This window comes from Enterococcus sp. AZ163, assembly GCF_050498925.1.
In the GTDB taxonomy this organism is placed as follows: Bacteria; Bacillota; Bacilli; order Lactobacillales; family Enterococcaceae; genus Enterococcus_A; species Enterococcus_A ferrettii.
In genome coordinates this window covers 447,942-468,843 of the sequence record NZ_JBIPAO010000003.1, presented here as the reverse complement: position 1 = coordinate 468,843, position 20,902 = coordinate 447,942, and the positions used below count along the sequence as shown (strand labels likewise).

At 40.1% G+C, this 20,902-nt stretch carries 21 protein-coding genes and 1 pseudogene; 2 read left to right on the top strand and 20 right to left on the bottom strand.

Translation table 11 applies throughout. From position 1 onward, the window contains the following. Positions 1-87: 87 nt before the first annotated feature. Together IGI46_RS23845 and IGI46_RS23840 are read right to left on the bottom strand one after the other, a co-directional pair. A pseudogene (locus tag IGI46_RS23845) lies at positions 88-279 on the bottom strand (AAA family ATPase); the annotation flags it as partial. Positions 280-431: 152 nt separating this feature from the next. Then, positions 432-641 (bottom strand): hypothetical protein, encoded by a 210-nt coding sequence (locus IGI46_RS23840; protein ID WP_429965403.1) that lies wholly within the window; start codon positions 639-641, stop codon positions 432-434. 736 nt (positions 642-1,377) lie between these two features. On the opposite strand from IGI46_RS23840, the gene IGI46_RS23835 reads away from it, so the two are divergent. Continuing rightward, a complete protein-coding gene (locus IGI46_RS23835) occupies positions 1,378-3,399 on the top strand; it encodes a MucBP domain-containing protein (RefSeq protein WP_429965404.1) in 2,022 nt (673 codons plus the stop codon). A 229-nt stretch (positions 3,400-3,628) separates the two neighbouring features. On the opposite strand, the gene IGI46_RS23830 is transcribed toward IGI46_RS23835, so the two are convergent. Genes IGI46_RS23830 through IGI46_RS23810 form a run of 5 tightly spaced genes read right to left on the bottom strand, consistent with a single transcriptional unit; the run spans position 3,629 to position 7,951 of the window. After that, positions 3,629-5,062 (bottom strand): PTS mannitol transporter subunit IICB, encoded by a 1,434-nt coding sequence (locus IGI46_RS23830; RefSeq protein WP_429965405.1) that lies wholly within the window; start codon positions 5,060-5,062, stop codon positions 3,629-3,631. A 19-nt stretch (positions 5,063-5,081) separates the two neighbouring features. Then, positions 5,082-5,513 (bottom strand): PTS sugar transporter subunit IIA, encoded by a 432-nt coding sequence (locus IGI46_RS23825; protein WP_429965406.1) that lies wholly within the window; start codon positions 5,511-5,513, stop codon positions 5,082-5,084. Further along, a complete protein-coding gene (locus IGI46_RS23820; RefSeq protein WP_429965407.1) occupies positions 5,506-6,687 on the bottom strand; it encodes a mannitol-1-phosphate 5-dehydrogenase in 1,182 nt (393 codons plus the stop codon). Before IGI46_RS23820 ends, IGI46_RS23825 begins: the two co-directional genes overlap by 8 nt. A gap of 9 nt (positions 6,688-6,696) precedes the next feature. Beyond that, positions 6,697-7,254, bottom strand: coding sequence for a 6-phospho-3-hexuloisomerase (gene hxlB, locus IGI46_RS23815; protein ID WP_429965408.1), 558 nt, complete (start codon positions 7,252-7,254; stop codon positions 6,697-6,699). Next, on the bottom strand, positions 7,244-7,951 hold the full coding sequence (locus IGI46_RS23810; protein WP_429965409.1) for a ribulose-phosphate 3-epimerase: 708 nt from the start codon (positions 7,949-7,951) through the stop codon (positions 7,244-7,246). Before IGI46_RS23810 ends, hxlB (IGI46_RS23815) begins: the two co-directional genes overlap by 11 nt. Before the next feature lie 237 nt (positions 7,952-8,188). Here IGI46_RS23810 and IGI46_RS23805 point away from each other — a divergent pair, with 237 nt between their 5' ends. Then, on the top strand, positions 8,189-8,938 hold the full coding sequence (locus tag IGI46_RS23805; RefSeq protein ID WP_429965410.1) for a DeoR/GlpR family DNA-binding transcription regulator: 750 nt from the start codon (positions 8,189-8,191) through the stop codon (positions 8,936-8,938). 81 nt (positions 8,939-9,019) lie between these two features. Here the strand turns inward: IGI46_RS23805 and IGI46_RS23800 are convergent, their stop codons facing one another. The 13 genes from IGI46_RS23800 to IGI46_RS23740 form a co-directional block, all read right to left on the bottom strand. Continuing rightward, positions 9,020-10,171 carry an iron-containing alcohol dehydrogenase gene (locus IGI46_RS23800; RefSeq protein ID WP_429965411.1) on the bottom strand — a complete coding sequence of 384 codons (1,152 nt, stop codon included), beginning with the start codon at positions 10,169-10,171 and terminating at the stop codon, positions 9,020-9,022. Positions 10,172-10,248: 77 nt separating this feature from the next. After that, positions 10,249-10,815, bottom strand: a complete 567-nt coding sequence (hxlB, locus tag IGI46_RS23795; RefSeq protein WP_429965412.1) for a 6-phospho-3-hexuloisomerase — start codon at positions 10,813-10,815, stop codon at positions 10,249-10,251. A gap of 5 nt (positions 10,816-10,820) precedes the next feature. Then, positions 10,821-11,453 carry a 3-hexulose-6-phosphate synthase gene (hxlA, locus tag IGI46_RS23790; RefSeq protein ID WP_207704638.1) on the bottom strand — a complete coding sequence of 211 codons (633 nt, stop codon included), beginning with the start codon at positions 11,451-11,453 and terminating at the stop codon, positions 10,821-10,823. A gap of 9 nt (positions 11,454-11,462) precedes the next feature. Then, on the bottom strand, positions 11,463-12,590 hold the full coding sequence (locus tag IGI46_RS23785; RefSeq protein WP_429965413.1) for a mannitol-1-phosphate 5-dehydrogenase: 1,128 nt from the start codon (positions 12,588-12,590) through the stop codon (positions 11,463-11,465). A 2-nt stretch (positions 12,591-12,592) separates the two neighbouring features. Continuing rightward, entirely contained in the window at positions 12,593-13,027 is a 435-nt protein-coding gene (locus tag IGI46_RS23780) for a PTS sugar transporter subunit IIA (RefSeq protein WP_429965414.1), read from the bottom strand. A gap of 12 nt (positions 13,028-13,039) precedes the next feature. Next, on the bottom strand, positions 13,040-15,118 hold the full coding sequence (locus tag IGI46_RS23775) for a BglG family transcription antiterminator (RefSeq protein WP_429965415.1): 2,079 nt from the start codon (positions 15,116-15,118) through the stop codon (positions 13,040-13,042). Positions 15,119-15,127: 9 nt separating this feature from the next. Then, positions 15,128-16,585 carry a PTS mannitol transporter subunit IICB gene (locus IGI46_RS23770; RefSeq protein WP_429965416.1) on the bottom strand — a complete coding sequence of 486 codons (1,458 nt, stop codon included), beginning with the start codon at positions 16,583-16,585 and terminating at the stop codon, positions 15,128-15,130. 425 nt (positions 16,586-17,010) lie between these two features. Further along, positions 17,011-17,577: a 6-phospho-3-hexuloisomerase gene (gene hxlB, locus IGI46_RS23765; protein ID WP_429965417.1), complete on the bottom strand. Its 567-nt coding sequence runs from the start codon at positions 17,575-17,577 to the stop codon at positions 17,011-17,013. Next, positions 17,574-18,215, bottom strand: a complete 642-nt coding sequence (gene hxlA / locus IGI46_RS23760) for a 3-hexulose-6-phosphate synthase (RefSeq protein ID WP_429965418.1) — start codon at positions 18,213-18,215, stop codon at positions 17,574-17,576. The genes hxlB (IGI46_RS23765) and hxlA (IGI46_RS23760) overlap by 4 nt, the downstream gene beginning before the upstream one ends. 16 nt (positions 18,216-18,231) lie before the next feature. Then, entirely contained in the window at positions 18,232-19,062 is an 831-nt protein-coding gene (locus IGI46_RS23755; protein WP_207704645.1) for a mannose/fructose/sorbose PTS transporter subunit IID, read from the bottom strand. A 14-nt stretch (positions 19,063-19,076) separates the two neighbouring features. Next, positions 19,077-19,880 (bottom strand): PTS mannose/fructose/sorbose transporter subunit IIC, encoded by an 804-nt coding sequence (locus IGI46_RS23750; protein WP_429965419.1) that lies wholly within the window; start codon positions 19,878-19,880, stop codon positions 19,077-19,079. 18 nt (positions 19,881-19,898) lie between these two features. Continuing rightward, positions 19,899-20,390, bottom strand: a complete 492-nt coding sequence (locus IGI46_RS23745) for a PTS system mannose/fructose/N-acetylgalactosamine-transporter subunit IIB (protein WP_207704647.1) — start codon at positions 20,388-20,390, stop codon at positions 19,899-19,901. After that, complete coding sequence (locus IGI46_RS23740) at positions 20,387-20,815, bottom strand: mannose/fructose/sorbose PTS transporter subunit IIA (protein WP_429965420.1); 429 nt, start codon at positions 20,813-20,815, stop codon at positions 20,387-20,389. Before IGI46_RS23740 ends, IGI46_RS23745 begins: the two co-directional genes overlap by 4 nt. Between the last annotated feature and the right edge of the window lie 87 nt (positions 20,816-20,902).

Sequence of the window (20,902 nt, the reverse complement as noted above, 5' to 3'; positions counted from 1 at the left end):
ATTCTCTACGAAAAATTCGATGATGCTAACCCATTTTTCAACTAACTAAATAAACAGATAAGACAGAAGAGGTTCAAACCATCCATAACTATCAAATTCGTGTGCAAAATGGATTCTCGAATAGAGTTGAAGAAGTCTGCTTAATCGTTTTTCTATACTGGGTGTACTGTTTAAGATCACAGTACTATCATTTTAATCGTAGATATTCCATAACTGTTTGAAGTGTTGAAGGTTTAACCGATCAATTTCATCTACAATAATTAAAGCAATTCCCTCATATTCATCACTCGCCAATCCTTCGTCTTCTATTCCCTCATGTTCAATTTAATAAATTATCCAAGCTAAACCAATCCTAAAAATATACTCATTGAGATTTATAAAGATAAGTTGCTTAAGTAGACTGTTTGAGAACCAACTATCTTTTTCCAGACCTAACAAGCAAAACTTCTTATTAGTGATGCACTCTCAGCAATGAGTGATCCATAATGGACTTTCTTTCTATGCAATTGTTGTTTTATTTCCGCATAACTGTGGACACAAACATAGCCATACTGAATTTCCCCAGCTGATTTCCATTTTTTTATATCTTCCTTCCAATGCTCATTTTTTTCTTCTATAACTATTCCCATCTTTTTTGACATGGATAATTCCTCCTAATTTAACGGTTCATTTTTGAGGGATGGAAATAAAGATATAAATTTATCCGAAATTAACGTTTCTGTTTTTTTATCCGAAATAAATAAACTTATTGATACAAAACAAACATTAATGTATACTCATATAGTGATAAAAGCCCTAGTTATTTAGTATCCTTACTATCAATTAATAAAAAATAAAAAAAGATTCTTTGATTGTGATATACTCCCCTATCTATGATAAGGAAATAATTAAATCCTAGATAAGGGACTTTTTCACGGGAGAAGAGTGAAACTCAGTCCAGAGAATTGTTTGAGATTGAACCACAAAATTGGTCTAACAAGTACCGCAAAGCAAACTCAGATTGATCTGTCTGCTCTCAAAAGATGATGTGTTTTATATAAGGATGGAAGTCCCACTGGTCATCTCGCTACGAGGAAGAATAAAAATTGTCTTAGAGAATGAATACTGGCGGCCGTACCAGATTATTTTACAAGTGGAGGCAGTCAAGAGGATTCGCTGAAGATTGTGTTAGACTGTCTAACCCGCGATAAGGACTATGGCAATCAAGTACCTAGTGTCGTGCTGGAATTAGAATAAAGAGAATGAATACCATATGTTATTTAGGTGCCAGATATATTGCATTAATTTACAAAGTCCATTTATTTTCGTTCCTATGTGGCGCCTATATAATTTTATATAAATATTTCCATTGATGATAAAAGGGGTGCTATTGATAAAGTGAAAAGAAAGATATTATTTTTATTTTTAGGTATATGCGGTATTTTTAGCATGATGACTCAAAATGTTTGGGTAGTTCTGGCGAATGAGAAAGAGAATAATTCAGAAAAAGTGTATGCTGGATATTTACTCTCTACGGAGCAAATATCCAGCATACCAGAAATTAACTACACAGAACCGGTCAATAATTCCGAGCAGCAAGAAGACATTGACAAAAATGCAAAAATAAATACGACAACTGGAGAAAATGAAGACCAATCATTCCCATGGCAATACTATGATGACGAACAGGGCGGTCTTGTAGATTCGGAGTTAATTTTGAAGCTATCAGGTGATGGAACAACACTTTACGTTCCTGGAGGTACGATTGTTAAACCTCAAAGTTTAGTGAACCATTTATATGAAAGAGGTCTTGACCCTGAAAAAGTTACGAAGATTATAATAGAAGGCCCTTTAACTATTCAGGGAATTGCGAGCTATTTATTCGCGTTTTGGACCAATGTGCAACACATAGAAAATATTGAGAATGTTGACATTTCAAATAACTCTACTAGTTACGGACGATTGGATAGTGTTTTTTCTGGTGATTTCAATCTGCAAGAATTAAATTTGTCTACATGGGATTTAACTAATTATGACTCAGATCAATCGGGGTTCTTTGGTGCTTGTTGGAGCTTAAAAAAATTGGTTTTAGGTCCTAATTATAAAACAAGCACAGCGCAATTATTGACTGATCCGCCACAAGACAATCCTGCTTATACCGGTTTTTGGCGAGCTGTCGGGGATGGGACAGAACATCGTCCTACAGGTAAACGATGGACAGCTACTGAGTTTATGAGTTCAAAAGTTAATAATAACACCGTAGGAGAAGAATGGGCAGATACACATGTATGGGAACCTGTTCCTGCCAAAATCATAGTAAATTACCAAGATACTGACGGAAATAAAATCCATGAACCAGTAGAAAATACTGACAGAAATGTTAGTGAAGAGTATGATGTAACAACACCAGAGTACAAACTTAATATTCCTGGTTATACTCTAGAAGATACTGAACTACCTGAAAATGCAGTTGGATCTATTGAAAATAACGAACCCATAGAAGTCACCTATATTTATAACAAAAATCCTGATATCCCTTCTATCTTAGGTAAAGAGGTCACCGCTAAATATCAAGATACCGATGGAAAATCCATTCATGAAAATGAAGTGTTTTCCGGTAACATTGGCGAGAGTTATACGACTAAAAAGTTAGATATTGATGGATATTCCTTTAAAGAAATCAATGGAAACCCCGCTGGTGTCTTTACTGATCAAGAACAGATAGTCACTTATATCTATAACAAAAATTCTGATATTCCTTCTGTCTTGGGTAAAGAGGTCACCGCTAGATATCAAGATACCAATGGAAAAACCATTCATAAAAATGAAGTGTTTTCCGGTAACATTGGCGAGAGCTATACGACTAAAAAGTTAGATATTGATGGATATTCCTTTAAAGAAATCAACGGAAACCCCACTGGTGTCTTTACTGATCAAGAACAGATAGTCACTTATATCTATAACAAAAATTCTGATATTCCTTCTATCTTAGGTAAAGAGGTCACCGCTAAATATCAAGATACCGATGGAAAATCCATTCATGAAAATGAAGTGTTTTCCGGTAACATTGGCGAGAGTTATACGACTAAAAAGTTAGATATTGATGGATACTCCTTTAAAGAAGTCAAGGGAAACCCCACTGGTGTCTTTACTGATCAGGAACAGATAGTCACTTATATTTATAGCTTTGATAGATTTGCTGAACTTAGTGAGAAAGCTACTATAATGCAAAACAACAAAGAGCTACCAAAAACGAATAGTTTAGGTAAATTTACTACAGATACTAGTGCCAATAAAAAATATCCCAATACAGGAGAAATGAATCAAACATATTGGAGCGTTTTGGGTATTTTATGTATTGTTGTCACTTTTCTATTTTACTGGTTTAATAAAGCGAAGGATACTAGTAAATTAAAATAGGAAGAACAAAACTTGCTCCCATATCATTACTCTTATTACTGCGGATAAAATTGGTTCTTCATCTACTTACTTTGTGGATGAGGCCAAGGCCCTCGATGTCATTGTGACAGAGAAGGCTGCACCAGATAATTTGATTATACCGTATCAGCAAGAAGGGATTCAGGTGATTGGTTAACTGAGTATAAAAACCGCCCTACTGTGCTCACAGTAGGGCAGGTGCTCATAGCATCTAGCTCAGATTTTTCGTTTGTACCACATCTTCTACCAGCTGATCAATCACTGGATCTTGCAAGTAATTTTTTAGGGTAATTACTCGCATATTAGGATGTGATTTGCGTGTTCGCTCTTCTAAATCCTGATGAACCACAACTAGGTCACTGTCCGAAGGAACATCTTCAATTCGATAATTTTTAACTTCAATGTCCAAAACTCCAGCTTTTTTCAATTTGTTTTTAAAGGTTGTTGCTCCCATCGCACTGCTGCCCATTCCGGCATCGCAGGCAAACGAAATTTTTGTATAATTAGCTGGAACAGCGGCTTGACCAGCCAATAGGTCTTTTCCTTCTGTTTTCATGGATTTAGATTTCTCAGCAGCAGCTTCAAAAGCATCCTCATCTTCATCCGCCGTTTTATCTGCTTTTAAAATAACTGATGTTACTAAGAACGATACAATCGTTGCTGTCGTTACACCAGCGATTACTCCCACAAAGTTTCCTTTTGGTGTCAAAGCTAAATAAGAGAAAATCGAGCCTGGACTTGGTCCAGCAACTAATCCTGCACCAAACAGTTGGAAAGTGATAATCCCTGTCATACCACCAGCGATCATTGAAAGAATCGTAATCGGTTTCATTAGGACATATGGGAAATATAATTCGTGTATCCCACCGAAGAAGTGGATAATGATTGCACCAGGTGCTGTCCGTTTGGCTGCCTTTTTACCAAAGAAGGAATACGCTAATAGCAAGCCCAATCCAGGTCCAGGGTTAGAAGCCACCATAAAGTAAATGGATTTTCCGGCATCCAAGGTTTGCTGCATTCCTAATGGGTAATACACACCTTGGTCAATTACATTGTTCAAAAAGAGAACCTTTGCTGGTTCGTTAATTATTGACAACAGTGGCAGGAATCCTGTAGCGACCAACGCTTCAATTGCATTAGTAACTGCCTGATTGGCTGCTTGAATTGTGGGACCAATCAGCAAATAAGACAAGACCATTAATAGGAAACCTAGAATCCCAATTGAGAAATTGTTTACGACCATTTCAAAACCAGCTGGAATTTTTCCATCTAGAAATTTATCGGTCTTTTTCATAATCCAGCCGCCTAATGGCCCCACCACCATCGCACCCATAAACATCGGAATATCAGCACCGATAATTAGACCCATTGTACCAAGGGCTCCTAGAACGGCTCCCCGCTGACCGCCAACCATACGTCCACCCGTGTAAGCTAATAATAATGGCAATAAATAACTAACAGTTGGACCAACTAACTCGTTCAGCAACTCATTGGGAAACCAACCTGTGGGGATAAACAACGCAGTCGCAATTCCCCAAGCAATAAAAGCACCAATATTCGGTAAAACCATATTGGTTAAAAATCCACCAAAGGCTTGCACCCTTGCTCTGGCAGAGACCTGCTTTTTATCATTCGACATTTCCATCTATATTCCTCCTTGAGATTTACTCTTCGATTACCGCTAACAACTCTTCTTCATTTTGTATCTCCAACAACGCTTCATATCGTTCTGTATCGCTTAAAATCCCAGCCAAATCAGCCATCAATTCCAGATGTCCATCTGGCGAATTCGAAGCCAATACGAAAAATTGCTCTACAGGTTCTTCTTTCGGAAACATAATCGGCTGCTCCAGCTTCATAAAGCTGATCCCAATGCCGCTACTGCCTAATTCAGGCCGGGCATGAGGCATGGCTATTTTAGGCAGAATAATAATATAGTTCCCGTTGTCTTTTACATTTTGAATCATTGCCTCAATGTAGCTTGGCTGAATGATGCCCTTTTGCAGCAATGGTCTAGCAGCAATTTCAATTGCTTGTTGCCACGTTTCAGCTTGTTGTAGAAACTGGCAATTCCCTTGCAGCTGTTCTTTAAGCATGGCTTTCTCCTTCCAATAAATACTTTTTGTCTTGCTTGGTCGCTTGATAAACCATGTCCAATTCTTCTAATAAAGGACCTTTTATTTGCGATATTTCTGTCGCAGTTAAAGAGAACCCTTTTTCCTGGATCAGTCTTTTCAATCGAACTGCTTCTTCGTCATCAGTATTGCGATACAAATAAGCTGCAGCGATAATTTTTAACCCATTTTGATAGGGGAGATTTAATTCTGCCAAACCTTTTACTGGTGCAACTAAACGATCGTTTGGTTGCAGCTTTCGAATGGGTGAACGACCGACTCGATCCACACTATCAGATAATTGCTGGTTACCATGACGTTTTAAGGTTTTTTCAATAAACTGATCCATTTCAGTCTCTGAGGTTTGATATTTTTTTATAAAATATTGTTTGTTCTCAGCCAAAAATCCTTGAACCACTTTTTTCAAATCGGCATCCTTCATAGCTGCTTGGACAGTAGAATAATCAAACAAAGCACCCAGATAAGCAAAAGCAGCGTGGGCTGCATTGACAATATACAACTTTCGTTCAATGAATGGCTGCATATCGGTAACAAATGTGGCTCCTTTAATTGAAAATTTGGTTGCTGGGTTCCACTGCTGCTGACTAATTACCCATTCAAAATAAGGTTCAACCACTGCAACTGTTTTTCCATCAACCTCTTTTGAAAGGGCCTGGCGGTCTATCGCCGTATCCACGAAGAAAGCATAGTGATCAAAAAGCGCCTGACCACTTTCATCCAGCTGCTCTTCTACAGCCTTCTTCAACAATGAACTGGCATTGATAATATTTTCATTGGCTAAAATATTAATGGGTTGCTGCTGTTCCTTGAATCGTTTTGTCAGAGCTTGTGCTAAAAGTGGGGCAATTCTAGCGAGATTGTTTGCTCCCACCGAAGTTGTAATTAAATCAGCAGTTTGAATTTCTGCTATAACTTTTTCTGGCTCCTTAATTGAATTTAAGGCGTATACTTGATCGATAAACAAAGTAGTTTTTTTCTCAGTCAGCAACTCTACCAAATAGCCCCTGTCTTGATTCAATTGATTAATTAACGGCTGGGCAGTATCTGCATAACAGAGCTCAAAGCCATTGTCATGAAGAACTTGTCCGATAAAGCCGCGGCCGATATTTCCGGCTCCAAAATGAACTGCTCTCATCTTCGCCACCTACTCCAAATTCGCATGATAGCGCCATAGGCCATGCATGTCTATCTCTTTTTCTTCAATCAAGGTTAACGCAATCGAATCGCCCAATAATAGAAGACACTGTTCAAAAAGGCTAGTCATAGGTTGAATAGATGGAATTTCCCCAACTAAATTCAGCTTGGTTTGAACTGGAATTCGAACAAAAATATCGGCATACTCTTTCATGGAACTATTGGGATTCGAACCAATATGAGCGACCATTGCATCGAAGTTCTTCGCTTTTTTTGCAATGGCTAAAGGGAAAGCACTTTCGCCGCTGCCTGATCCTACGATCAATAAATCTTTGGCAGTAATCGCCGGTTCGGTAATTTGACCGACAACCACCGTTTGAATTCCAATATGAGCCAAACGTTTTGCCACAGCCTCTAGGGAAAGCAGCACTCGGCCAACGCCTACGAAGAAAACTTTTTCCGACTGTTGAATCGCCAACATCAGCTGATCTACTTGTTCTTCTGAAATACCTGCCAAAGTAGCAGTTAATTCTTCCGCAATTTTTTGTTCCGATGTTCTAAATGACATTTTCTCTCACCCTAGCCCCTTCTGCAACTGCCTGTAAAACTTTTTCTTTGTTTTCAATCAAGGTCGCACCTTTGACAAATAAGCTGGTACTGCCTAGAACTAAATTATCCGCTCCCGCTTCAACGAGATGAGCAATACTGTCTAAGGAAACCCGACCATCCACCTGTAACTCAACTGCTGGGTTCACTTCTTGAATTCTTGTCCTTAAATCCCGAATTTTTTTGGCGGCATAAGGAACTTGTTTTTCATTTTTATTGGTAGCAAATCCTGGATTAATTAACATCAAACATACCAGATCAATTTCCGGCAGCACATAGTCCAATACTGTTAATGAAGTGGCAGGGTTTAAGGCTATCCCTACTTTTGTTCCAGCTTGTTTGATTAATTGAATGTAGCGATCGACATGTAAGCTGGTTTCGTGATGAAACGTAATACTTTCCACTCCGATTTTCAGCATTTCTTGGATAAAATACTCATTGTCATTAGCCATAATATGGATATCAAAATTCCTTGAGGATACTTCCCGCATCCGTTTAATCGTCTCTAATCCTAAAGGCATGCTGGGACTAAAACTGCCATCAATTACATCAATGTGCAGTGTATCAATTCCGATATCTGCAAGTTCCTGCATTCCTTGTTCTAAATTTACTAAATCAGCACACATAATTGACGGGGACAACTTCACTTGGTTTTTCATTACTCCTGCTCCTCCATTGGAATGTCATGTACAAAAAATAATTCATTCGCGCGCTTAATTAACAATGAACTATTTCTTGATTACACACTCATTGTAAACGCTCCACTAGCACAAGTCAATACAAACATGCATATTTTTGCGCATTATATGCCCGTTTATGCTGATAGAGCGGAAATGAATTGACACAAACCAGCATGCGTGGGAAAATAAAAGCAGCAAAAGATGGAGGAATCAGCCATGTTGAAAGAAGAAAGACAGCAAAAAATCATCGATATTTTAAATATTGAACAAAAGGTTATTGCGAGTGACTTGAGTCAACGTTTTACTGTCTCTGAAGATACTATTCGTCGGGATTTGAAGGAACTGGATAGCCAAGGAATGTTAAAGCGGGTGCACAGCGGTGCATTGCGCGTTGGGCCGCCAATAACTGATTTTTCTTACCGCGAAACCGTTGATAGCGAAATAAAAAGAGTTCTCGCCCATAAAGCACTCCCTTTTTTAAAAGAAGATTCGGTTATTATTATCGATGGTAGTACAACAAATTTAGCCTTGGTAAAAGAAATTCCTCATGACTTTAGAGCCACTATTATTACCAACAGCCCGCCAATTGCAGTCGAGCTGGCACAGCACGCACAAGTTGAGGTAATCAATATCGGCGGTATCTTTTACAAGCAGTCGATGATTAATCTGGGGGTAGAAACTTATAAAAACCTGCAAAACATTCGTGCCGATTTGTACGTGATGGGCATCTACAATATCGACATTGATGCCGGAACCAGCGTCCCAACCGTGCAGGAAGCTGAAATTAAGCAGCAAATGACTCGCGTTTCGACTGAGGTGCTAGGCATGATTACCAATGATAAATTCGGCACCATCAGCAATGCGATTGTCGGACCGGTGGATGATCTGAGCTTTCTGATTTCTGAGGATATTCCCGAGAAGGTTCGGAGGGAATACAATAAGAAGAAGTTGTTGTTGATTGATTGATAAGAAAACACCTGACTACTTAACCCTGCATAAATCGGCAGGATATAGTAGTCAGGTGTTTTTTTGGTTTTTTCGCAGAGTTTAAAGGATCTCTTTGAACAGCTCAATTGTTTCTTCTACAGTTGGCAAGTATGGATTGGCCCCTGCACAAGCATCCAATTGAGCGTTCTCAGCTAATTTTTGTAAATCAACTTCATGAACGCCTAATTCAGACAATTTCTCAGGAATACCGACTTCTTTTGAAAGAGCTTTGATTTGTTCGATGACATAATCAGCACATTCTTGATCGGATTTTCCGGCAGTATCTAAGCCGATGACTTCAGCGATTCGACGGAAGCGTTCAGGTACAACCTTGGCATTTTCCCGTTCGACAATCGGCAGCAGCATGGCATTACATACGCCATGTGGTAAATCATACAAACCACCTAATTGATGAGCCATTGCGTGAACATAACCTAAGCCCGCATTGTTGAAGGCCATCCCTGCTAAGAAAATTGCGTAAACCATGTTTTCTCGAGCATCTAAATTATAACCATCCTTAACCGCAGTTGGCAGGTTGTCAAAAATCAGTTTTACTGCTGCTTCTGCAACTACATTGGTAACCGGAAAAGCTCCTGGGGTAACTAAAGCTTCGATCGAATGAGTCAAGGCATCAATGCCAGTAGCCGCTGTTAAATCAGCCGGCTTGTCTATCATTAATTCTGGATCGTTTACCGACATCAGTGCCAAGCTGTTGCGATCAATCATGATCATTTTCACACCACGATCTTCATCAGTAATCACATAATTAATTGTAATCTCGGCTGAGGTTCCAGCCGTGGTATTAATGGCCACAACCGGCAGCGCTTTTTTGGTAGTTTTATGCATACCTTCATAGTCCTGCATCTTACCACCATTAGTAGCCAAGATAGCAATTCCGCTGGCAGCATCTTGGGGTGAACCACCACCTAATGAAATAATGAAATCACAATTGTTTTCTTTTAATAAAGCTAAACCTTCTTCCACACTGGCAACAGTTGGGTTTGCTTTTACATTGTCAAAAATCAAATATTCTACACCAATTTCATCCAATGGTCTTGTAACCTTCGGCAAAATATCGCTGCTGCTTAAAAATTTGTCGGTAACCAATAAAGCCTTTTTGAAGCCTAGCGGTTTGATGTGTTCACCGATATTATTGATACACCCTCTACCCATGATGTTTGTTGCTGGTACATAAAATACATGTTCTGCCATAAAAATGAACCCTCCATTTTTTAGTTTTTTTTACCTAAACCTTGCGATAGAAAAACTGCTTCCTGAGCAGTTTCCTGTTATTCCAGATTTGCGTGACGTGGAAACATGGTATCTGTGGTTTCATTGACCAATTCCATCAGGGCCATAATCACGGCATCATAGATCAGGAAGCTTAATTGTTCGTAGGATGAACCCATTGGCTGAACTGATTTTCCTACTAATTCCTCATCCTCAACCTTAGGCGAAGCTCCTGGTAAAACAAATTTCACATCAGCCATTTGCCCAATGGTTGAATCAGGATTAATCGTATTTAAAGCGATTTTTACCCCGTTTTTCTGAGCCTTTTCCGCCATCGCTACTAAGCTTTGGGTTTCCCCTGAGCCAGAACCAATAATCAACAGATCTCCTTCATGGGCACTGGTAGTTGTTATATCACCCACGATGCTTACATCAATACCCAAATGCATCATACGATTGGCAAACGCTCGAATCGCTAATCCAGAACGTCCAGCTCCAGCCACGAAAACTTTCTTAGCCTTGGGGATCATTTCTACAAAAGCATTCAACTGTGAACCATCTACTTTTTCCAAGTTAATGCTTAACTCTTTTAGAATCATCTCTGTGTTTTTTTTCACATTCACCATTCTGCTTACCCCTTTTTCAAAGCTTCTGCAATCAGACGTGCTTCTTTAACCGGATCTTCGGCGTTCAAAATACCGCTTCCGACTATCACAATATCGGGATTCAAGGCCATATAGTCATTGATCGTTTTACTGCTGATTCCACCAGCTACTGCTACTTTGACCTCTTTAACATGCTTTTTCATTTCGGTTAAATCTTCTAAAGGGGTCCGACCGGCTGCTTGTTGATCTGCTCCGGTGTGTACTGCAATCACATCCACGCCTAAGCTTTCTACAGCCGGAACGCGAGTTGCTAAATCATCCACACAAATCATATCTACCATAATTTGTTTGCCTTGTTTGTTGGCTTCTTCTACACAACCTTTAATAGTTAAATCGTCTGTTACTCCTAAGACTGTTACGTATTCTGCTCCTGCATCGAAAGCCAATTGAGATTCATAAGCACCTGCATCCATAATTTTAGCATCACACAATACTTCTAGTTGAGGAAATTTGGCTTTAATTTGACGGACAGCTTCACGACCAGCATCGATAACAAATGGTGTACCCACTTCAACAATGTCTACGTATTCTGCTAATGGTTCCAACTGAACCAATGCTTCTTCTAAGTTTAACTCGTCAATTGCTAATTGTAATTTCATGGTTTATCCCTACCCCTTATATTCTTCTAAAATTTTTTGGAACAACGGTGTATCTTTTTCGATTTTACTAAATTTGCTTAATGCTGCTTCTATACCGTTAGCTTGAATTTCCTGCTGCAGTTCTACTGCTTGTTCATCGGCTGGATTTTCAAATTTCAATAAAGCTGCGATACATTTTGCCAAGGCATCGTTGGCTAGACCTTTTTCAGCTAATTGAACAGCTGGTGCCACTAAGCGGTCAGTTGGATCTAATTTTCTTAACGGTGAGCGTCCGACTCTTAAGACATCATCCATCACAAAGGTGGCCGAGAAACGAGCAATTGATTCGTCGATTTTCTTAGATAATTCCTGTGATGTGAAACCATATTTTTGTTCCAGCAGTTTTGCCGATTCCTCCATTGCTGCAACCGCCGTTGCTTTAATTTCTTGATCCTTCAGGGCATCCTGTACAGTTGGATACTCTTTGACAAACCCCAAATAGGCTAAGGCTGCATGTCCACAGTTGACAATATAAAGCTTTCGTTCCAAATATGGCTGAAGCTCTGCAACATAGGTGGCACCCTTAATCGGTTCTTTACGGAATAATGGTTTTTCTTCAATAACAAGTTCAAAAGCAGAATCAATTTCAACACAGCTTTTGCCATCAACTTCTTTCCCCAAAGCCAAACGGTCTACTGAGGTATTAGCAAATCGGGCAATCTCCGACAATACTTCTTCAGACACATGCTTCAGCAGCACACCTCGCAAAATATCTGAAGCAAACAACGCATTCTCACAGGCAATGACATTAACCGGCAACTGCCCACGGTTATGACGGACATGTAGACCTTTGGCTAAAATCGGTGCAATTCTTGGCAGGTTATCTGCCCAAACTGAGGTTGTAATTAGGTCAGCTTCACAAATAGCTTCGATTACCTTTTGTTCTTCAGTCAGAGAGCTGACTGCTTGGATGTTGTTGATCACCACTTTTCGATTGTCTTCATTTAAGATATACAACTCATAGCTTTGGTCTTGATTCAATTGACGTACCACTTTGTCAGTCACTTCTACAAAGGTAATATCGTAGCCGCTTTTGTGTAGTAAATCTCCGATAAATCCTCGGCCGATATTTCCGGCTCCAAAATGCAATGCTTTCACGTTTAAACCACTCCTTCAAATAATGCAGCAATCTCTTCCTTAGATTGGGCATTGATTAGCTTCTCGATATTTTCTTCTTCACCTAATAGTCCAGCAATTTTTGCCAATATTTCCAGGTGTTCATCATTTTTACCGGCAATACCAATTAACAGCTTGGCTTCCTTATCTGGTCCAAAAGATACACCTTCTGGTACTTGTAGGAAAGACAGTCCCGAATGCTTAATGTACTGTTGAGAGCCGTCCACACCATGAGGAATTGCAACTTGACTGCCAATATAAGTTGAAACAACTTCCTCTCTTTGCAGCATACAGTCGATATAGTTTTCATCGACGTAGCCGTTCTCCACCAGCACCTGACCAGCAGCTTTGATGGCCTGTTCTTTATCGGCTAAGGCAATACCCAATTTAATGTTTTCTAATGGCATGATTTCTTTCATGTTCTTTCACCTCTATAATAATTTTTCGGTAACGTAGTTTTTAATTCGTTCACCCAATAAGTCGCGAATTTTACTTTCTTCACATTGCTCAAATAGTTGAATGGATTCAGGCGTTTCAATAATCAGCATCGTAATCATACTTAACAAATCCGCTACAATGACTTGATCTTTTTTTGGTGATACGACTAAAATCACACTGGTTACTTCCATCAATTCTTTTTCCATAGAGGAGAAAACAATGTTTTTTTCTAAATCAAAAACGATGAACAAGGGCTGCTCAATCTTGTCGGTTTGACAGTGAATATAACCTAGGCGAGTATTTGGGATGCCGAAATACGATTCCAACTTAGCTTGTTCGGCGTAATCTACCAGCAGCTCAGCATCCACTGTATACTTTTTTTCCACCAAGTAAGTTCCTAAGATATTCAAAATCGGCAAATCCTGAAATTCAGGATCAATTTTTATGGTATGAAAATTTTTCAACACCTGACTGCTGTACTTGGCAATTAAGCTTAATTCCTCTAGTTCCGCTGGAAGCTGGGAAACATCCACTGGTCTTTTGGGAATCAACAACTCTTTACGATGGAGTTTACTGAAGCGAATCGTTTCCAACAGCTTTTTGACCTCCGCCAATTCTTTCTTGTTTAGCAGTGGCGAAACCATCACATAATCCTGAACATCCAATGGTAATGATACGGTGGAGAAGATGACATCGTATTGTTCTAAATCTTCTTGGGTTAGCTTAAGAAAACTGACAATCTTTTTTATCTCAATTTCGGGAATTTCGCGGATTAACCGATTCGCTAGCATTTTCGATGACCCCATCCCACTGGAGCAAACCACTAATGCCGTAATTGATTTATCCAAAACCTTGTCTAAGGCCACAGCAAAATGGAGAACTAAAAAACCAATCTCGTCTTCGGGAAACTTGTCTTCTTTAAACACGTATTCTGTCGCAATCTTAATCGTTGAATACAATTTTTCATAGCTGCGGCGAATTTCCTTCAGCATCGGGTTTTTAATGGTAATACCGCTTCTGGTTCGTGCCAAGGCTCGATCCAGATGTTCAAATAAGGCCTTTTGCAGATGGGCATCCGTCCGTAACCGACAGCCCATACTAGTTTCCACAAAGACAATGAAATCATGCACCTTGTTGACTAAGTCCAGCTCTTGAATATCCTCGGAAAGCTCCAAGCTTTGGAAATTATTATTAATAGAGATTAACCATTCCAAATAATTTTCTTCACTTTCGCTTAAAGTAATTTCAAAAGTCTTTTGGATCAGCTCCTTGAATTCCTGATAAATTTCGATGGGACGGTCTTTGTGTTTGACCATATTGTCTAAATAATAATTGTTGCTGTGATCCCAGTTAAGTCGTTTAACCATGATAGAAATCAGGAAAACGTAATCCTGAAACATGGTATCCGTCACTTGAATCCGGTGTTTTTGGAACAACTGTTCCAAAAGCTGGAAGCTTCTTTTAATGACCGAATGATAGTGAGTATCACTCAGCAGCTTAAAATAGATTGAACTGCTTCGCTCCTGTTCGATCCAGTGAACTAGCTCCACAAAAGAAATATGGTCGCGGAAAATATTGGACAGCAACACTCGTTTTTTCGTTTCGAAGCCAGTGATTAGAAAGCCGTCTCCTTTTTTTACAACTAAGTCCAGATCATAGAAGTCTAACTCTTTTTTTATTTGCTGCAGGTCGTTGCGAACCGATTGAACCGAAACATTGAGGGCTTCCGCAAAATACTGAGCCTTCACATATTCCTGTTCATGCAGCAAGTAGAAGAGTGTCGCGTTGATTCGGTCCTCCGTTGTTAATTCATAATCTTGATCCTCACCCTCGAACAAAGTATTCAATGCAGTTACTTCTGTTGAAGAACCCGACAGTTTCATCCCTTTTCCAGCTTCATTGATTACTTTTAGACCGTAATGCTCCACTGCTTCATACACTTCCTCCAGCTGACGATAGACCGTCCGATTGGTCACGTTCAAGTGCTCTGCAATCTCATGTACCGAAACATAACTATTCAAATTTTCCATTAGTAGTCGCAAAATCTCTCTTGTTCGAGGAGTAATGATCATATTAATCACCTATTCATCTTTTAATTTCTTAACGATGGCGTCATATTCGGCACCATCCATAAAGGCACTCAAGGTTAGATATTGAATGTTGGGTTTATCTTTATTGTTTTCCATGGCCCGATCCAACAAATCCTGATGGGTAATTACTAAGTCGGCATCATCTGGGATATTATTGATGGATTTATTGATAACCTCCATATTTAGCATGGCCTTGTTAACCTTAGTCTTCAGCATTGAAGCCCCCATAGCACTAGAACCCATTCCGGCGTCACAGGCCACCACAATTTTATGGATTCGACTTGGATCGATTTCTCCAGTGATTGCTTGACCAGTCTGAGCGCTTGCAACAGCATGCTCTAGAGCCGCTCCGTCATTGATTGGTCCCACTTCGGTTTCGATCAGTTCTTCAGTATCGTCCACCATAGTTTTGTCGCGTTTCAGCAGGAAGCTGGCAATTAGGCAGGAGACCCCCATTCCGGCGAAGTAACCGACAATATTTACAATGAAGCTGCCTCTCGGTGTCATTAATAGAAAAGCGATGATACTTCCTGGTGACGGTACCGCTACCGTTCCGCCGCCGAAGAACTGGAAGATGGTTAGTGACGTCATACTTCCAAAAATTGGAGCCAAAACTAAGATTGGTTTCATCAAAATGTACGGGAAGTAAACTTCAGCGATTCCTCCAAACATTACGATAATGGTAGAAGCCGGCGCCGTTTTCTTAGCCACCCCTTTACCGAAGAAACAAAAAGCCAGCATAACGCCTACCAATGGACCACTATTTCCTTCAACTAGAAATAAAATTGATTTACCTGTTTCCACCACCTGTTCAATTCCCAATGGTGACATGATTCCATGATTGATTGCATTGTTTAAAAACAACACTTGAGCTGGGGCAACAAAGATACTAGTTAAAGGAATCAGGTTCTTGTCAACAAACCAGTTCACTCCAGTTGATAGGCCTGATAAAATGACATTGAAAATTGGTTCAATGGCAATTAGACCCAGGATCATCAGTATGCCACCCACAATACCGATTGAGAAATTGTCTACCAGCATTTCTAAGCCTGGTTTAACTTTTCCTTCATACAATTTATCGACCTTACGAATAATGATGGCAGCGACAGGTCCCATGACCATGGCTCCCATCAGCATCGGCATATCCGATCCGATAATAATACCCATCGTTGCAACGGCTCCAATTACTCCACCTCGTCGGTCATATACGTTTGCACCTGCTGTGTAGGCAATTAATAATGGCAGCAAATATTTGATTGAAGGGTCTACCAACTGACCCAATGTCTCATTAGGAAACCAACCGGTTGGGATGAATAAGGCTGTAATTAATCCCCAAGCGATAAATGCGCCAATATTGGGCATAATCATCGAGCTTAACATGCTGCCGAATTTTTGTACCTTCGTTTTCCAATCAACACTTTTACTTGGAACGGAAACTTTACCTTCCATTGAATATCCTCCTTAACGAATCATTTCATTTAGTTGTATAAGCGCTTTCTACATACTTATCATAAGTTGTTTTACGCCCCGAGTCTATCGTTGATAGTGCTAAATATTTCAGAGGAAGGTGTGACATTTTTGTGCTAGTAAAGCTTATCCTTTTTTAAAGCCTTTGAGATTTACAGAAAAAACAGCTTCTAACTGGAAATCCAGTAGAAGCTGCTTTGCAGAAAGCTATTCAAGATTTTTGGTTAAAAAGTCCAACTACCAAACCTGTAACGATCGTTTTAGCTAAAATAACTATTGCTGAAGTAACAACAGCTAAACTATCACTATGCTTTGCTTAATGAGAATCGGATTTGCTACTAAAAGAAACACATCTTTTGTGATAGAAGAGGCTGACTCAATCCAGTAAAGCATTGCTCTCCTTTTTCCTATTCAAGATTAGCATGTCGTGGAAACATAGTATCGGTCGTTTCATTAACTAAATCCATTAAAGTCATAATCATAGCATCGTAAATCAAAAAACTCAGTTGTTCATAAGAGGAACCCATTGGCTGGACTGATTTCCCCACTAATTCCTCATCCTCAACCTTAGGTGAAGCTCCTGGCAGAACGAATGTCACATCGGCTAGTTGTCCAATGGTTGACTCAGAATTAATGGTGTTAAGAGCCACCTTTACCCCGTTCTTCTTAGCCTTTTCCGCCATCGCGACCAAGCTTTGGGTTTCTCCTGAACCAGAACCGATAATCAGCAGGTCCCCTTCATGAGCACTGGTCGTCGTAATATCTCCCACTGCACTCACATCAAATCCTAGATGCATCATCCGATTCGCAAAACCGCGAATCGCCAACCCGGAACGGCCAGCACCAGCAACGAAAATCTTCTTGGCTTTAGGAATCAATTCCACAAATTCGTTCAACTGTGCACCATCCACTTTTTCCAAATTTGTCGTCAGTTCCTCCAAAATCATAGCTGTATTCTTTTTAACATCTATCATTTGTCTGACCCCTTTTTCAACGCTTCAGATATCCTGCGCGCTTCTTTTATCGGATCTTCTGCATTCAAAATTCCACTGCCAACAATAACAATGTCTGGCTCAAGTGCTAAGTAATCATAAATGGTATGGCTGCTGATACCACCAGCTACCGCGACTTTAACTTTTTTTACATGCTTTTTCATTTCTGCTAAATCCTGTAAAGGCGTCCGACCCGCGGCTTGTTGATCCGCTCCAGTATGAACGGCAATCACATCAACACCCAGACTTTCTACAGCAGGAACTCGAGCAGCCAAATCCTCCACGCAAATCATATCTACCATAATTTTCTTGCCTTGCTTGGTGGCCTCTTCCACACAACCTTTAATGGTTAAATCGTCAGTTACTCCCAACACGGTTACATATTCAGCACCCGCATTGAAAGCCAGCTGTGCTTCATAAGCACCTGCATCCATAATTTTGGCGTCGCATAAAACCTTTAGCTGTGGGAATTTTTTCTTGATTTGACGAACGGCTTCTCTGCCGGCATCAATTACAAAAGGAGTTCCTACTTCCACGATATCAACATATTCAACTAAGTCTTCCAACTGAACCAAGGCTTCTTCTAAATTTAACTCGTCAATTGCTAACTGTAATTTCACGTTCTGACCCATCCTCCTATCCTAAAAATCCAAGCGCTTTTCCTAAAATACCAACACCAAAAATGACGAAAATGATCAACAACGGACTTACATTTTTCTTCAATAGCCATGACACAAATAAGGTTAAAATTAAGGCTAGCATTCCCGGCATAATACTATCTAAAATGTCTTGAACCGTTTGGGTAACAACCTTCCCATCTTCGCCGGTAATTCTGGTAGCCACAATCGGAATATTTATCGTCGTCCACTTACTGACTAAGGCCCCCATAACAAACAGCCCGACAATTGATGCTCCTTCGGTCAGCTTCTTCACACGGTTGCCGGCCATTTCCTTAATAATTTCATTTCCTTTTTCATAGCCGTATTTCAAACCGAAATATTTGGTTGCTAAACGAATGGCATTGATCGATAAAAAGAATAATAGTGGTCCACCAATACTGCCGCTTAAAGCTAAAGAAGCACCTAACGCTGCCAAAACTGGACGAAGAGTCCCCCAAAAGATCGGATCTCCCACACCTGCCAACGGACCCATTAATCCAATCTTCATAGCGGAAATAGATGAGCCGGGCAACTGCTGTTCGCCCACTAAAGCATGTTCTTCTTCCATCGCCGCCGTTACTCCAAAAATAGGTGCTGTCAGCCAAGGATGAGTATTGAACCATTCCAGATGCCTCTTCAATGCAGCATTTCTTTCCGGTCCCGGCTGGTAAAAACGTTTGATCGCTGGAATCATAGTGAAGCAGTACCCCATTGCCTGGACTCGCTCAAAGTTCATTGATCCTAAAAGAAAATTTGACCGCAGAAACATGCTGTTGATATCTTTTTTAGTTAATCCTTTTTGTTCCATCTTCGTTCCTCCCCTTACATATCCAGATCATCATCTAAATCATCATCGATCATTCCGGCATTTGCAGTTGCTGTTTGGACTACCATTTCTTCATTGCGGTATTTCAATTGCAGGAATAAGAAGGCCATACATAATCCCAAACCGCCAAAGCCAACTAAATTAAATTCTGTAAATGCTGCAAACAGGAACCCAATATAGAAAAATGGTTTTAAGTGAGGAACGTCCATCATGTTGATTACCATGGCGTAACCAACTACAACAATAATTCCGCCACCAATTTGTAATCCACCAGTGATCACTTCGGGAATTTGACCAAGGAAATTCCGAACTGCTTGCGCGTTAATTAAACAAATAATCAAGGTTGGAATCATCACCCGCAGTGCCTGCAACCCCATGGCCGTCACATGCATAATTTCAATTCCTTTATAATTGCCGTTTTCAGCATACGTATCCGCGCGGTGAATAAAAAATACTGTAATCGTTCGAACGAAAATGGTTAAGGCCTGACCGGCTGCTGCCAAAGGTACAGCAATAGCAATTCCTTCCCCAACACCCTGATTAGCCGTAATAACTAAAATGGTTGAAATAACTGAAGCAATCGCTGTGTCTGGAGCCATAGCCAGCCCGACATTCATCCAGCCCAAAGCCATCATTTCTAATGTTCCGCCTAAAATAATGCCTGTCGTCACATCCCCTAACACTAAACCAACTAAGGTACAGGCAACTAAAGGACGATGTGTTTGCGCTTCATCTAAAACACTGCCCACACCCGTGATACCTGCCACTATCATTAACAGAATAATTTGAATGACACTCATTTTTACAACTCCTCACTTTTATTTGTTTAGCTCATTTTTCAGCGTACGGATAAAATCAACACTTTGATCTCCTGGCAATTGTCTTAATTCCAATTTTACTCCCAACTGATCCAGCTCTTTGAAAGCTTCGATATCTGAATCCTTCACACTGACTGCTTTCGTTATTTGCTTGCGGTCGGTTTCAAAACGCATGCCGCCGACATTTACTTCCTTTATGTCGACCCCCTGCTTAACCAAACGAACAATATCTTCAGGATTTTCAAACAGCAGCATTGCTTTGGCATCTGCGTATTTGGGTGATTTATACGCACGAGCCATTTTATCAACGCTGACCGCACTTGCTTTAATATTTGATGGTGCTACTGATAAAACTAAGGTTTTACGCATTTCATCACTGGCTACCGCATCGGATACTACAATAATCCGGTCTACTGGTCGCAGTTTCACCCACTTGGTTAAAACCTGCCCATGAATAAACCGATCATCAATTCGTGCTAATTCAATTTTCATAACTCATCATCCTCCAAATCTGTATGCGTTATTTTGCTGATTTCCTCCGAGAAAACCTTGGCGCTGCTTTCTCCAGCCGTTTTAGCTACCTTAGTTAATTCAACTAAAGCTTGATCCTTTTGCGCTGCAGTCTCCAACAACATCGGTAAATTTACCCCCGTCACAACATCACAATTCTCCTGTCCAAAAATCAACTGAGTAGCCGCGTTGTATGGCGTTCCCCCATAGATATCCACCAGAAACAGAATTTCTTCCTCTGGGAATAAACGGAGCTGCTCATGATATTTCTCCTGTAACTGAGGAATTCCCTCTCCTTTTTTAAATGGAATGGCTTTGATTTTTTCGTCGGTACCAAAGACCATCTCAAAGGCATCCAGCAAACCCAACGAAAAATCTCCATGCCCACTAACAATGATTACTGACATTTTTTCGCTCCTTTCTTTTTCAGTTACTTAATTAATAGCAATTTACGTGCCAAAATGGTTGTATCAATAAAAAATGCATTGACTGAG